The organism is Streptomyces sp. NPDC002328 (assembly GCF_042890065.1).
In the GTDB taxonomy this organism is placed as follows: domain Bacteria; phylum Actinomycetota; class Actinomycetes; order Streptomycetales; family Streptomycetaceae; genus Streptomyces.
Window position 1 is genome coordinate 258,621 of record NZ_JBIARQ010000008.1, and the last position, 15,825, is coordinate 274,445.

Below are 15,825 nucleotides of genomic sequence, written 5' to 3' on the forward strand. Positions count from 1 at the left end.
CCCGCCGGCCGGCACCGAAGAACCCCACGGCAAGGAGACGACATGACCTTCGGAGTGAGCGCCCTCGGCTACCAGCTCGGCGAACAAGTGCCCGTCCTGGACGTGGCAGCCGAGTACACCGACGACATCGAACGCGTACGCACCTACGCCAGCCGCTACATGCACCGCTGCCCGCCCGGCGTCGGCCTGACCGACCTGTCCCACGAAGCCGCCCGCAAGGCACTGGACGCCGCGCACCTGCCGCCCCGCCGGATCGACCTGCTCGTCCTGGCGGTGACCGACCTCACCGAGCACCTGTACTGGGACGCGGCGGCCGCCCTGCTGCACCGCCTGGGAGCCGACGGCGCCGAAGCGGTCCTGCTGACCCAGGCGTGCTCGTCCGGCGTCGCCGCGTTCGACCTGGTGGCCGGGAAGTTCGCCACCCACCCCGAATACCGCACCGCCGTCGTCGTCGCGGCCAGCCGCGTCGCCGAACCCTACTGGAACCGGCTGGAGACGGGCGCCGGCTGCTTCTCCGACGGAGCCGCGGCCGCGGTCCTCCAGCGCGGCCACCACGAACTGCGCTGGCGCGCCGGCGAGATCACCACCGACGGAACCCACGCCGACTTCTTCCGCCTCGAAGCCGGCGGCGCCGCCCTGCCCTTCGGCACCCCCGCAGCCGCCGCCGCGCCCCCGCGCGTGGCCGGCATCGAGGACGTCAAGGCCCACTTCGCCCACGACACCCAGAAGATCGCCGCCTTCGGCGCACACGCCCGCGACCAGTACCGGCTGGTGATCGAACGCGCCTGCAAACGCGCCGGGATCGGCTTCACCGACCTGCACCGGCTCCTGCTGCCCTTCGACAACCAGCCCGCCATGAGCGGCCTCATCACCGCGCTGGGCTTCCCGCCCGACCGCACCAACCTCGCCCTCGCCGAGGACTACGGCCATCTCGGCGCCGCCGACCCGCTGTTCGCCCTGGCCCGCGAGGCCGAGACCGGCACGCTCCACCCCGGCGACCACATCGCGCTCGCCGCGGTCGGCCGCGGAATGAGCTGGGCCTGCGCCCTCCTCGAAGCCTGAGAAACCTGAGAAGGAGGGCGACCGGAGACGCCTCACGTCACCGACAGCCCACCGTCCACGGCCTGCACGACACCGTTCGCGTACGCTCCCTCCGCCCGGCACAGCCGCACGATCCACCACGCGATGTCCCGCGCCCCGCCCACCCGGCGGCACGGCACATGCCCCGCCACCGACGCCAAGAACTCCTCGTAGCCCTCCTCCGGCATGCCCGAACGGACCGCGAAACCGGTGTCGACGACACCGGGCGCCACCCCCACACACCGGATCCCGCGCGGCGCCAGCTCGACCGCCCACGTCCGGGTGAGGAAGTCCAGCGCCGCCTTGCTCAGCCCGTAGACGGCGTTGTGCGGCCACGCCCGCCGCCCCAGCGAACCGGCCGAACCGACGTTGACCACCGTCCCCCCACAGGCCTCCAGGGCGTCCAGCGCCTCCCGCACGAGGAAGAGCGGCGCCAGCAGGTTCGTCTCCAACTGCGCGGCGACAGCCGCCCGGTCGAGCGTGCCCAGCGCACCGAACCGCTGCTGCGCGGCGTTGTTCACCAGCACGTCCAGCCGCCCGAACGCGCTCAGCGCCGCCCCCACCACCGCCCGCGGCGCGCCCTCGTCCCGCAGATCGGCCACCAGCACCCTGATGCGCTCCGAAGCCGCCGCCGTCGCCTCCAGCGCGGCAGCCGAGCGCCCCACCACCAGCACCCGGTCACCGGCCTCGGCGAACGCCTCAGCGGTGGCCCGCCCGATGCCCGAACCTCCGCCGGTGACCACGACCGCCCTGCGCACAGCACCCATCGCCCCGCCCGTCCCCTCGCCTCGTCCTCGGATACCCCACCAACGGTGCGCGCCCCCTCTCCAGGACCGCTGGAGGCCGGTTCGAGCAGCCGTCGAGCGGCCGCCGCCACGGTGGCGCGTGCGGGGGACCGCCCTCACACCTCACGCGGTGCGACCCGTGCCTCATCCCACCACTCACCTGGAAGGCACCGTGAAGCGACTTCTGAAGACCGCCGGCGCCGCCGTGGCACTGAGCCTGCTGGCACCCGTCGCAGCGGCCGACACCACCTCCGCCGCCCCCGCCGCGGACCGGCACCACGCCACCGGCTTCTCCCGCATCGGATCCCTGACCGCCCCCTCGGGCAAAGGCGGCTTCCGCTTCGGCGTGGCCAGCTCCGCCACACAGATCGAGGACCGCAACCCCCACACCGACTGGTACAAGTGGACCCAGCCCGCCCCCGAAGGACTCGGCAAAAGCCCCTTCGTCGGAGAAGGCGTCAAGGGCTACACCAAAGCCATCGAGGACATCGGCCTGCTCGAGGACCTCAACGTCGACTCCTACCGCTTCGGCATCGAATGGGCCCGCATAGAACCCCAGCGCAACCGGATCGACGAGGCCGCACTCGACCACTACGGCAGACAGCTCGACGCGCTCATCGCCCGCGGCATCCGGCCGATGATCGTCATCCACCACTTCGCCAACCCCGTCTGGGCGGACAACCCCGAAGACCCGGGCTGCGCCCACGGCCCCTCCGACACCAACCTCTGCGGCCTCGACCACCCCCAGGGCGGCCCCCTCCTCGTCAAGGAGATGGCCCAGCACGCCAGACTCCTCGCCGAACGGTTCGGCGACCGGGTCGACGAATGGGCCACGGTCAACGAACCCATGGTCTACATGCTGTTCTCGCACGCCTTCGGCGCCGGCCCGCCCGGCAAAGCAGACCTGCCCACCAACTTCTCCACCAAGTTCGTGCCGGCCATCCGCCAGTACATCAACGCCCACGCCGCCATGTACAAGGCCGTCAAACGCCACGACCGCGTCGACGCCGACCGCGACGGCCGCCCCAGCGCCGTCGGCCTGACCGCCAGCGTCAAGCAGTACGTCGCCGTCCGCGACGGCAAGATCAGCACCGAGCCCCGCGACATCGCCGCCCGCGACCGCTTCCGCCGCTTCTTCGAGCTGAACTTCCTCGACTCGCTCGCCAAAGGCAGCTTCGACGCCGACTTCGACGGCGCCCCCGACGAGGCCCACCCCGAGTGGAAGGGCACGATGGACTGGCTCGGCATCCAGCTCTACGACCGCACCGGCGTCTTCGACCCCGGCACCGCCCCACCCTCCCTGCCCGCCCCCGTCAACGCCGGCGTGTGCGGCACCGCACCCTGCCTGCCGCTGCTCGACCCCTCCTACTTCGTCCCGCTCATGGGCTACGAGAGCGACCCGGACGGCCTCTACCCCGTCCTGAAGGACTTCGCCGCCCGCTACCCCACCACCCCGCTCGTCGTCAGCGAGTCCGGCATCGCCAGCGCCTCCGGCACCCGCCGCGCCGAGTTCACCGTGCGCGCGCTCCAGCAGATCGAACGGGTCCGCGCCGAGGGCGCCGACGTCCGCGGCTACTACCACTGGAGCCTGCTGGACAACTTCGAGTGGCTCATGGGCTACAGCGCCCGCTTCGGCCTCTACCACGTCGACCGCACCACCATGCGGCGCACCCCGACCGAAGCCGCGACCGTCTACTCCGGCATCGCCCGCGTCCGCGCCCTGCTGCCCGCGATCCGCGAGACCTACGGCCGCAGCGGCCCGCTGACCCCCGAACCCGAACCCGGCGGCGACACCACCCCCGCCGCCCCCGCAGCCCCCGCGCCCCTCACGGCGGGCAGCCGCAGACACTGACCCACCGGCCCCGGCCCGCCCCCCGCACACAGGGGGGCGCGCCGCCCCGGGCCGCCGCAGAGCGCCCATCCTTCGCTTCAACGAGCCTCGAGGACGAGCAGATGAGCCATGCCCAGGTGAACACCGGCGAGGACCAGGCGCCGTCGACCGAGGACCAGGCACCGTCGACCACCGCGCACCTCACCGCCTTCCTGCGCACAACGGCGGCCGAACTGCTCGACACCCCACCGCACCGCCTCGACACCGACCGGCCACTGCGCGACCTCGGACTGGACTCCGCGCAGATCATGGCCCTCCTCGCCGCCCTCTCCCAACACCTCGGACGCCCCGTCCCCAGCTGGACGGCGTGGCAGCACCCCACCCTCACCGCCCTCGCGGCCCACCTCACCGGCACCACCCCCACACCCGCCGCCCCCGCCGCACCGGCCGGCCGCGACCGGCCCGCCGACAACGAACCCATCGCCGTCGTCGGCCTCGGCTGCCGCCTGCCCGGCGGCGTCGAAAACCCCCAGGACCTCTGGCAGGCCCTGTCCACCGGCCTCGACGCGATCCGCGAAGTCCCCGCCGACCGCTGGAACGCCCGGCAATGGCTCGACCCCGACCCCCGCGCCCCCGGCAAGATGACCACCCGCTGGGGCGGCTTCCTCGACGACGTCACCCGCTTCGACGCCGACCTGTTCCGCATCTCACCCGCCGAAGCCCGCCACATGGACCCCCAGCAGCGCATGGCGCTCGAAGTCTCCTGGGCCGCCCTCGAAGACGCCCGCATCGTCCCCGCCACCCTCGACGGCACCCGCACCGGCGTGTTCCTCGGCGCCATGGCCCAGGAATACCACCTCGCCACCGGCGCCGACCCCGACACCATCGGCACCCACTCCGCCGTCGGCTGGGACAACTCCGTCATCCCCGCCCGCATCGCCTACAGCCTCGGCCTCCAGGGCCCGGCCATGGCCGTCGCCACCGCATGCAGCTCCTCCCTCACCGCCACCCACCTCGCCGTACGGAGCCTGCGCAGCGGCGAGAGCGACCTCGCCCTCACCGGCGGCGTCAACGTCATGCTCCACCCCCACACCACCGTCGCCATGACCAAGTTCGGCGGCATGAACCCCGACGGCCAGTGCCGCGCCTTCGACGCCGCCGCGGCCGGCTACGTCCGCGGCGAAGGCTGCGCCGTCCTCGTCCTGCGCCGCCTGTCCGACGCCCTCGCCGCCGGCGACCGCGTCTACGCCGTCATCCGCGGCAGCGCCGTCAACAACGACGGCGCCTCCAACGGCCTGACCGCACCCAACCCGCAGGCCCAGGCCGACGTCCTGCGCACCGCCTGGCAGGACGCCGGCATCGACCCCAAGGACGTCTCCTACGTCGAGGCGCACGGCACCGGCACCCTCCTCGGCGACCCCGTCGAAGCCCGGGCGCTCGGCACGGTCTTCGCACCCGGACGCACCGAACCCCTGCGCCTGGGCTCGGCCAAGACCAACTTCGGCCACCTGGAGCCCGCGGCGGGCGCCGTCGGCCTGCTCAAGACCGCGCTCGCCCTCCACCACGGCGAACTCCCCGCCAGCCTCCACTTCGACGAGCCCAACCCGCACATCGACTTCCAGCGCTCCCGCCTGCGCGTCGTCTCACACCGGCAGCCCTGGCCCGCCTCCCGCCGCCGCTACGCCGGCGTCAGCGGCTTCGGCTTCGGCGGCACCAACGCCCACATCGCCCTGGAAGAAGCCCCCCACCACCGCCGCCGCCTCATCCCCCTGACCGCCGACGGCGAACAGGCCCTCAACGACACCCTCGGACAGCTCACCGCGTCCGCCGCCGCCGCGCCGCCCGCCCCCGACGAGAACGCCCCCCACCGCGCCGTCGCCGCCCTCACCGGCTCCGCCGCCGCCCTCGTCGCCGGCCCCGAACACACCCGAGAACGCCCCCCGCTCGCCTTCTTCTTCTCCGGCCACGGCTCGCAATGGCCCGGCATGTGCCGGGACCTGCTCGCCGAACCCGCCTTCCGCACCGCCCTCGACTCCTGCGACCACGCCGTACGCACACTCACCGGCTGGTCGGTCACCGACGAACTCCTCGCCGACGGGACCCGCTCCCGACTGCACCGCACCGACGTCCTCCAGCCCGTCCTGTTCTGCGTCCAGATCGCCCTCGCCCACACCCTGACCGCCTGGGGCCTGGAACCCGACACCGTCTTCGGCCAGAGCGTCGGCGAGGCCGCCGCGGCCGTCGTCGCCGGAGCCCTCCCCCTCGACGAGGGCGCACGGCTGATCACCACCTGGTCCGCGCTCGTCGCCGAACGCGCCTGCGGCCACGGCGCCCTCACCGTGTGCGACCTCACCGACGACGAGGCCCGCGAACTGACCCACGACGACACCCGCGACATCTCCCTCGCCGGACACCTCGCCCCCGGCCAGCTCTGCCTGTCCGGCCCCACCGACGCCATAGCCGCCCTGGAACGGGAACTCTCCCGACGCGGCACACGCACCCTGCGCGTCAACATCGACTACGCCCCCCACAGCACCGCGCTGCGCGACCTCGCCCCCGAACTCGTCCGCCGCCTCGGCTCCCTGCGCACCGCCACGACCTCCGTCCCCCTGTGGTCGACCGTGCTCGGACGGCAGGTCGACGGCGCCGACCTGGACGCCGCCTACTGGGCCCGCAACATGTGCGAGCCGATGCTCCTCGCCCAGACGGCCACCGCACTCGCCCGCACCGGCCCCGCCGCCGCCCGCGGACTGCGCCTCGTCGAGATCGCCCCCCACCCCGTCGCCCAGCACTCCTTCGAGCGCACCTTCGCCGCCCTCGGCGACACCCGCTCCGCCGCCCTGGCCGCCGTCCGCCGAGACAGCCCCGCCCGCCGCAGCCTGGAGGACCTGACCGCCCGGCTCTGGTGCGAGGGACACGGCGTCGACTGGGCCGCCGTCCACGGCCACCGGGACCGCGGCACCACCCCCAGAACACCCCTCACCCTCACCGTCTCCGGCAAGACCGAACCCGCCCGCGCCCGCAACGCCGCCCGGCTCGCGGACCACCTCGACGGCAGGTCCGCACACGACCTCCTCGACGTCGCGTTCACAGCCGCCCACCACCGGACGCATTTCGAGCACCGGGCGAGCGCGACGGTCGCCTCGGCCGCCCAGGCGGTCCAGGCGCTGCGAGCCCTGGCCGAGGGCAAGGCACATCCGGACCTGGTGGAGGGAGCGGCCGTTCCCGGGGAGACGGCGCTGCTGTTCACCGGCCAGGGCAGCCAGCGGCTGGGGATGGGCCGGGGCCTGTATGCGGCGTTCCCGGTGTTCCGGCAGGCGTTCGACGAGGTGTGCGCGGCCTTGGATCCGCATCTGCGGGTGCCGCTGGCGGCGGTGCTGTTCGCCGCGCAGGACAGCGTGGACGCCGGACTGGTGCAGCAGACGGAGTTCGCCCAGCCCGCGTTGTTCGCCGTTGAGGTGGCGCTGTTCCGCCTGTGGCAGGCGTGGGGCGTGCAGCCGGCCGCGGTGGCGGGGCACTCGGTGGGCGAGCTGGCGGCGGCGCACGCGGCGGGGGTGCTGGAACTGCCGGACGCGGCACGGCTGGTGGCCGCGCGGGGCCGGCTGATGCAGGCCTGCGAGCCGGACGGGGCGATGGCCTCGGTGGAGGCGTCCGAGGCGGAAGTGCTCGAAGCACTGACGACGGTGACCGGCCGGGTGTCGGTGGCCGCCGTGAACGGCCCCGCGCAGACAGTGATCAGCGGGGATGCGGCCGCGGTCGACGCACTGACCGGCCACTTCGCTGCCTCGGGGCGGCGCACCCGGCGGCTGGAGGTCTCGCACGCCTTCCATTCCCCGCACATGGAGCCGATGCTCGCCGCCTTCGAAGAGGTCGCCGCCACCTGCACGTTCCACGCTCCCCGCATCCGCCTGGCCTCCACGGTCACCGGCACCTGGGCGGACCCGGAGGAGCTGGCCGACCCCGGCTACTGGGTACGGCAGGTGCGCGAGACCGTGCGCTTCCTGGACGCCGTGCGCACCCTGGAGCAGGCCGGTGTGCGCCGCTACCTGGAGTGCGGCCCGGCAGCGGTGCTGTCCGCCACGGGCGCCGACTGCGTACAGGACGAAGCCGTCTTCATCGCCTCCCAGCGCTCCCCGGGCCGCGCCGGCGAGCCGGTGGACGAGGCACACACCCTGATCCAGGCACTGGGCCGACTGCACGCCACCGGACAGGACATCGCCTTCGACCGCGCGCTGACCGGCGGCACACCCGTCGACCTGCCCCCCTACGCCTTCCAGCAGGAACACCACTGGATCGAACCCGCAGCCGGGAAACACCACCCCCGCGAACACTCTCCGACCGAGGACGCACTCTGGGAAGCCGTCGCCCACGGCGAGACCCAGCGGGTCTCCGAACTGCTCGGCACCGCCGACGACACCGCCGTCGCCGCCGTCGCCACCGTTCTGCCCCACCTCGCCGCCTGGCGCGAACAACAGGACCGCGCGGGACAAACGGCCGACCTCCTCCACGAAGAGACCTGGAACCCCGCCGCCCTCCCGCACACCGCACCCGCCCCCCACGGCCACTGGCTGATCGCCGCCCCGCCGGCAGCCGCGCGACTCGCCGACCATCTGGCCGCGGCACTGGCCGACGCGGGCGCCACCCCCCACCTCCTCACCCCCGACACCGACCGCACCGCCTGCGCCGCCCGCATCACCGCCCTCACGCACGACCTCGCCGGCGAACCCCTGAACGGCGTCCTCGCGCTCACCGCCCTCGACACCGCCCCCCACCCCGACCACAGTGCCGTGACCCGCGGCGCCGCCCAGAGCCTCACCCTCCTCCAGGCACTGTCGGACACCCCCCTACGAGCCCCCCTGTGGTTCCTCACCAGCGGAGCCGTCGCCGCCCACCCCACCGACCCCGCCCCGGACCCCGCCCAGGCCCTGGTCTGGGGCCTCGGCCACGTCGCCGCCCTCGAACACCCCGCCCTGTGGGGCGGCCTCATCGACCTGCCCGCCGACCCCACCGACCCCACCACCGCCCCGCAACTGCTCGCCACCCTCGCCGCGCACGGCGCCCCCACCGCCGAAGAACACCTCGCGCTGCGCCCCACCGGACGCCTCGCCCGCAGACTGCGCCGCACCGAACCCGCCCCCGCCCGGCCCTGGACACCCCACGGCACCGTCCTGATCACCGGCGGCAGCGGCGCCCTCGCCCGGCACCTCGCCCGCCGCCTCGCCCGACGCGGCGCCGAACACCTGGTCCTCGTCTCCCGGCGCGGCCCCGAAGCCGACGGCGCCCGCGAACTCGCCGCCGAACTCGAGAGCACCGGCACCCGCGTCACCCTCGCCGCCTGCGACGTCACCGACCCACGGCAACTGCGGGAGCTCATCGCCGGCCTCGACCGCGACGAGGCCCGGCTGCGCGCCGTCTTCCACACGGCGGGCGTCCTCGACGACCGGCTGCTCGACCGCCAGGACGCCGCGACCCTCGCGGCCGCCGCCGCACCCAAGCTGGCCGCGGCCACCCACCTGCACCGGCTCACCCGCGACCACGACCTCGACGCCTTCGTCCTGTACTCCTCCGTTGTCGGCGTCCTCGGCAACGTCGGCCAGGCCAACTACGCCGCCGCGAACGCCGCCCTCGACGCCCTGGCCGCCCGGCGCAGGGCCGAGGGCCTGCCCGCCGTCTCCATCGCCTGGGGACCCTGGGCGGACGGCGGCATGACCCACGGCGCCGCCGAGACCCGGCTGCGCCGCGCCGGCCTGGAACCGATGCCCGCCCAGCAGGCCCTGGACGCTCTCGACGCCGCACTCGCCCACGGCCGCACCACCGTCGTCGCCCGCATCGACTGGACCCGGGCCGCCCCCGCCTACACCGAAGGCCGAAACCGCCCCTTCCTGCGCGAGATCCCCGACGCCGCACGGGCCGTCGCGGACGCCGCCGCCACCGCCACCGAGCAGGGCACACCCCTGCGCACCACCCTGCTCGACCTCCCCGAGAACGCCCGCGAAGGCCACGTACGCCGGCTGCTGGCCACCGAGGCCGCCGCCGTGCTCGGCGCCCGCGACCCCGACGCCCTCCCCCCGGAGCGCGGCTTCAAGGACCTCGGCTTCGACTCGATGATGTCCGTCGACTTCAGCGCCCGCGTCCAGCGCCGCACCGGCGTCACCACCCCGAAGACCCTCGCCTTCGACCACCCCGACCTGGCCGCCGCCGCCCGCTGGCTCCTCGGCGAACTCCTCGGCCGACCCACCCCCACCGCCCACCGCACCCCCGCCGGTCATCACACCGCCGCCGCCCGCCGCGCCGCCGCCGACGAACCGCTCGCCGTCGTCGGCGCGGGCCTGCGCATGCCCGGCGGCGCCCACGACCTCGACGGCCTCTGGACCGTCCTCGCCGAAGGCCGCGACACCCTCACCACCGTCCCCGCCGACCGCTTCGACATCGACGCCCACTACGACCCCGCCCCGGACGCCGACGGCCGCACCCGCACCCGCCACGCCTCGTTCCTCGACGACGTCGCCCACTTCGACGCCGCCTTCTTCGGCATCAGCCCACGCGAGGCCGAACCCATGGACCCCCAGCACCGGCTGCTCCTCGAAGCGGCCTGGGCCTCCCTGGAGAACGCCGGCATCCGCCCGCGCGACCTGCGCGACTCCCGCACCGGCGTCTTCGTCGGCGCGGGCGTCGGCGAGTACGGCAAACACCGCCAGGCAGGCCCCGCCGACACCTACACCCTCACCGGCACACTGCCCAGCTTCAACGCGGGCCGCCTCTCCTACCACCTCGGCCTCCAAGGCCCCGCCCTGTCCGTCGACACCGCCTGCTCGTCGTCCCTGGTCGCCCTGCACCTGGCCTGCGAGACACTGCGCCACGGCGAGTGCGAACTCGCCCTCGCGGGCGGCGTGCAAGTCCTCGCCGACCCGGGCGCGTTCGTGGCACTCAGCCGCTCCCACGCACTCGCACCGGACGGCCGCAGCAAGACGTTCTCCGCCGCCGCGGACGGCTACGGACGCGGCGAGGGCGTCGGCGTCCTCGCCGTCATGCGCCTGTCCGACGCCCTCGCCCAGAACCGCACCGTGCTCGGAGTCGTCCGCGGCACCGCCGTCAACCACGACGGCGCCAGCAGCGGCATCACCGCCCCCAACGGCTCCTCCCAGCAGAAGGTCCTCAACGCCGCCCTCGACTCGGCCGGCCTGTCTCCCGCCGACGTCGACTACGTCGAATGCCACGGCACCGGCACCTCGCTGGGCGACCCGATCGAGGTCCAGGCCCTGGCCGCCGTCTACGGCCAGGACCGCGACCCCGCCCGCCCCCTCGGCCTCGGCACCGCCAAAAGCGTCATCGGCCACCTGGAATCGGCCGCCGGCATCGCCGGCGTCTGCAAGGTCCTCGCCTCCTTCAGCAACGACGCGCTGCCCGCGACCCTGCGCAGCACCCCCCGCAATCCGAACATCGCCTGGGACGACCTGCCCGTACGGGTCGTCGACCGACTCGAGCCGTGGCAGCGGGACGCGTCCCGGCCGCGCCGGGCGGGAGTGTCGTCGTTCGGCCTGAGCGGCACCAACGCCCATGTGGTGCTGGAGGAGCCGCCCGTTTCGCCGTCTGCGGGCACGTCGGCCGAGGTGGCCGGTCCCGTGCCAGTGCCGGTGCCGGTGCCGGTGGTGGTGTCGGGCCGGGACGAGGGGGCGGTGCGGGAGCAGGCGGGGCGCTGGGCGTCCTGGCTGTCGGCGCGGCCGGACGTCCCGCTCGCCGATGTGGCGGTGACGGCGGCCCGGCACCGCACGCATTTCGAGCACCGGGCGAGCGTCGTGGCGGCTGATACGGCCGCTCTGGTGAAGGCGCTGGAGGCGCTGGCCGCCGGTGAGACGCACGACGCCGTGGTCACCGGGACGGCCGAGCAACGGGGCAAGGTGGTGTTCGTCTACCCCGGTCAGGGCTCGCAATGGGTCGGCATGGGCCGTGAACTCCTCGCCACGAGTGGGGTGTTCAGGGATGCGGTCGAGGCGTGCGATGCGGCGCTGCGGCCGTTCACGGGCTGGTCCGTCCGCGAGGTACTGGCGGGGGAGGAGGGGGAGCATCCGCCCTTCGACCGGGTGGACGTGGTGCAGCCCGCGCTGTTCGCCATGGGCGTCGGTCTCTCCGCGCTGTGGCGCTCTCTGGGCGTCGAGCCGTCGGCCGTGGTGGGGCATTCGCAGGGTGAGGTGGTGGCTGCGGTCGTCTCCGGTGCGCTGACGCTGGAGCAGGGCGCGCAGATCGTGGCGCGCCGCTCCCAGGCGGTGCTGGCCTGCGCCGGTCAGGGCGGGATGGCGTTGATCGAGCGCCCGGTGGCGGAGGTGGAGGAGTTCCTCGCCCCGTACGGGGAGGCGTTGTCGGTCGCGGCGGTGAACACGGCCGGTTCTACGGTCATCTCCGGTAAGGCGGAGGCGATCGCCCGGATCGTGTCCGAGTTGCAGGCGGGGGAGGTGTACGCCCGCAAGATCAACGTGGATTATGCGTCGCACAACGCCCAGATGGACCCGCTCCTGCCCGATCTGGCCGACCACTTCGCGCAGTTGACTCCACAAGAAGCAGACATCGCGTTCTACTCGACGGTGACCGGTGAGGTGGCCGCCGGCCCGGAGCTGGACGGCGCCTACTGGTGCCGGAATCTGCGGGAGCCGGTCCGTTTCGACCGCGCGCTGGGCAGGCTGCTCGGCGACGGCCACACCGTGTTCGTCGAGATCTCCGCGCATCCGGTGCTGTCGATGCCGTTGACCGACGGCAGCAGCGAGCACGGCGGGATCGTCGTCGGCTCCCTCAGCCGTCGTGCGGGCGGCATGGCGCAGATGTTCCGCAACCTGGGCCTGCTGCACGTCCAGGGCCATGAGCCGGACTGGGACGAGGCCCTCGGCGAAAGCGCGGGCACGGTCGTGCCGCTGCCGACGTACGCCTTCCAGCGCGAGCGCTACTGGACGGACGTCCCCCGGGCGGCGGGCGACGCCGGATCGTTCGGCCTCGATGCCTCGCCGCATCCGTGGATCGGCGCCGTGACCGCCCTCGCGAACGGCGAGGGGCATCTCGTCACGGGCCGCCTGTCGGCGGCCGAGCAGCCGTGGCTGAAGGACCACACCGTGTTCGGCTCGGTCATCGTGCCGGGCACCGGCCTGCTGGAACTGGCCACCGCCGCCGCACACGAGGTCGGCGCGGCCGGGGTCGTCCAACTGACCCTGGCCGAACCGCTGGTGATCGACAACCCGGTACGGCTACAGATCATGGTCGGCCCGCCCGACGCCACGGGCCGCCGCACGGTCGCGATCCACAGCAGCCCCGAGGACACGCCCGCCGACTGGACCCGGCACGCGAGCGGCGAACTGCGGGACGCGACACCGCCGGAAACCGCCCCCGCCCCCACCCTCGACCCCACCCCCAGTGCCGACGCCGACCCCGCCTTCGCCGAGCTGCGCGGCTGGCCGGTGCCCGGGGCGGAACGGGTCGGACTCGACGGCTTCTACGAGCGGTTCGCCGCCCAGGGCATCGCCTACGGTCCCGTCTTCCGGAGCCTGGTCGAACTGTGGCGCAAGGACGACACCGCCTACGGCGTCGTACGCCTGCCCGCGGCCGTCCCGGCCGGGGAGTTCCTCCTGCACCCGGCGCTGCTCGACACGGCGCTGCACGTCCTCAAGGGCGTCACCGCCGCCTCCGGCGAGGAGGAGCCGCAGGGCGCCCTGCTGCCCTTCGAGTGGAGCGACGTCGACCTGCACGCCGCGGCCGGCGGCGAACTGCGCGTCCGTGTCGACGTCCGGGGCGAGGGCTCCGATTCCGGTACGGAGATCAGGCTGTGGGCCTGTGACACGGCGGGCGAACCCGTCGTCCGCGTCGGGGCGCTCCACCTGCGCCGGGCGACCGCCGAGCAGTTGCGCGCCGCCCGGGACACCACGGCCGACGGCCTGCACCGCCTGGAATTCCGGCCGCTGCCGGCCGTCACCGTCCCCCGCGGCGCGGTCGCGGACGCCGTGCTCGGCGGCACGGGACGGCTCGCCGGACTCCTCGGCGTGCCCGCCCTCGCCGACGCGGCGGAGCTGTCCGCCCTGCTCGCCACGGGCACGGGCACGGGCACGGGAGCGGGAGCGGGGCCGGACGCCCCGGCCCGTATCGTCCTCGACGTCACCGGCCGGCAGCCGTTCGAGAGCGCGCCCGAGGCCGCCTACCGGGCCACCGAATACGTGCTCGCCCAGCTTCAGGCGCTGCTCGCCGACGAGCGGCTCGCGGCGACGGAACTCGTCTGGGTGACCCGCGGCGCCGTCGCCGCCGCCCCCGACGACCGGCTCGACGGACTGCCCCACGCACCGCTCTGGGGCCTGCTGCGGTCCGCGCGCGCCGAGCACCCCGAACGCGGCCTCCGGCTGATCGACCTCGACCTCGGGGGTGACGGCGTCGCCGCACGGGACGGGCTCGTCCGGGCCCTCGCCGTCACCGGGGAGCCCGAACTCGCCGTCCGCGCGGGCGCGATACGCGCCGCCCGCCTGACCCGCGTCACCGGCAGGCCCGACGCGTCCGCCGTACGGCCCCTCGACCCCGAGGGCACCGTCCTGATCACCGGCGGCACCGGCGAACTCGGCCGGGAGACCGCCCGCCACCTCGTCCGCCACCACCGCGTACGCCACCTGGTGCTGACCTCGCGACGCGGGGCCGACGCGCCCGGGGCCCCCGAACTGATCCGTGAACTCGAGGAAGAAGGTGCCCAGTGCGTACGAGTGGTGGCCTGTGATGTCGCTCGGCGGGATGACGTGGCGAAGGTGCTCGGTCTTGCTGAGAAGGACCGTCCGTGGACTGCGGTCCTCCACCTCGCGGGCGTCCTGGACGACGGTGTCGTCCTGGGGCAGGACGCGCGGCGGCTCTCCCGTGTGATGGCGCCGAAGGCCACCGGCGTCCACCACCTCGACGACCTCACCCGCGGACTCGACCTCGCGGCCTTCGTCCTGTTCTCCTCCGCCGCCGGCACCTTCGGCACCGCCGGCCAGAGCCTCTACGGCGCCGCCAACACCTACCTCGACGCCTTCGCCGCCCGCCGGCGCGCCGAGGGCCGCCCGGTCACCAGCCTCGCCTGGGGCCTGTGGCACCAGGCGGGCGTGGGCATGACCTCCCACCTGGGCCCGGTGGAACTCGAACGCATGCGCCGCCAGGGCATCGCCCCCCTGCCGTTCGAGCAGGGTCTCGCCCTCCTCGACGCGGCGCTGGCCCGCCCGGCGGACACCTTCGTCCCCGTCCGGCTCGACCTGCGGGCCGCCCAGCGGGAGGCGGACCAGGGCGACGACGCCCCCGCCCTGTTCCGCGCCCTCGTACGGCCCCGGCTGCGCCGCGCGGGCGGCCCGGCCGCCGCCACCGCGGACCCCGCCGGCCCCGCCGGGCTGCGCGAACGGCTGCTGGCCGCCACCGACGACCGGCGCGCGGACCTCGTCACGGAGCTGGTCCTGCGCGAGGTCGCCTCCGTGCTCGGCGTGTCCGAGGCGGCCTCGCTCGCCCCGCAGCAGATCCTCAAGGACCTGGGCCTCGACTCGCTCATGGCGGTCGAGCTGCGCCGCCGCCTCTCGGCCGCGAGCGGACTGCCGCTGCCGGCCACCCTCGCCTTCGACCACCCGACCCCCGGACACATCGCCCGGCTGATCCTGAAGCGGATGGACCTGCCCGCGTCCACCCCGGCGACCGCAGCCGGCGCCACGGCGACGAACGACCCCGCCTCCCGGCTGGGCTGGGCCCTCGAACGGCTCTCCGCCGACCGGATCCACCGCAGCGGCCTGCTGGACCGGCTGCTGGAACTGGCCCGCGAGGAGACTCCAACGCCGACGGGAGCCCCGGCGGCCCCCGCGAGCGCCGTGCCGCCGGCCGCCGACGCGCACTCGGCCGCCGACGCGCACTCGGCCGCCGACGAGCACTCGGGCGGCGACGAGCGCTCGGTGGACGACATCAACGCCGAGCTCAACGCGCTGCTGGAGGCATCGGGACTCGACCTCGACTGATCTACGGGGGGCTGGGGCCGGGGCCGGCCCCCCAGGACACGTCGACCGGCGCTCGAGTCGCCATCGGTTGGCTGGTGAGGTCCCTGATCTGTCCCTCCGGGACGCCGTTCGCTCACGGTGGCCGTGCAGAGAAGAGGCTCGAAGG

At 74.5% G+C, this 15,825-nt stretch carries 4 protein-coding genes; 3 read left to right on the forward strand and 1 reads right to left on the reverse strand.

The features are described from left to right. Positions 1-42: 42 nt before the first annotated feature. Entirely contained in the window at positions 43-1,062 is a 1,020-nt protein-coding gene (locus ACFYX4_RS22175) for a 3-oxoacyl-ACP synthase III family protein (RefSeq protein ID WP_389335788.1), read from the forward strand. Between the two features lie 32 nt (positions 1,063-1,094). On the opposite strand, the gene ACFYX4_RS22180 is transcribed toward ACFYX4_RS22175, so the two are convergent. Continuing rightward, entirely contained in the window at positions 1,095-1,847 is a 753-nt protein-coding gene (locus tag ACFYX4_RS22180) for an SDR family NAD(P)-dependent oxidoreductase (protein WP_389335791.1), read from the reverse strand. Between the two features lie 190 nt (positions 1,848-2,037). Between ACFYX4_RS22180 and ACFYX4_RS22185 the strand changes: the two genes are divergently transcribed. Then, positions 2,038-3,717 (forward strand): glycoside hydrolase family 1 protein, encoded by a 1,680-nt coding sequence (locus ACFYX4_RS22185; RefSeq protein ID WP_389335794.1) that lies wholly within the window; start codon positions 2,038-2,040, stop codon positions 3,715-3,717. A 101-nt stretch (positions 3,718-3,818) separates the two neighbouring features. Then, positions 3,819-15,680, forward strand: coding sequence for an SDR family NAD(P)-dependent oxidoreductase (locus ACFYX4_RS22190; protein WP_389335797.1), 11,862 nt, complete (start codon positions 3,819-3,821; stop codon positions 15,678-15,680). Positions 15,681-15,825 lie beyond the last annotated feature (145 nt).

What these genes read in the sequence shown, in the direction of transcription:
- ACFYX4_RS22175 (WP_389335788.1), top strand. Translation starts at nt 43, where the DNA reads ATGACCTTCGGAGTGAGCGCCCTCGGCTACCAGCTCGGCGAACAAGTG.
- ACFYX4_RS22180 (WP_389335791.1), bottom strand. Translation starts at nt 1,847, where the DNA reads ATGGGTGCTGTGCGCAGGGCGGTCGTGGTCACCGGCGGAGGTTCGGGC.
- ACFYX4_RS22190 (WP_389335797.1), top strand. Translation starts at nt 3,819, where the DNA reads ATGAGCCATGCCCAGGTGAACACCGGCGAGGACCAGGCGCCGTCGACC.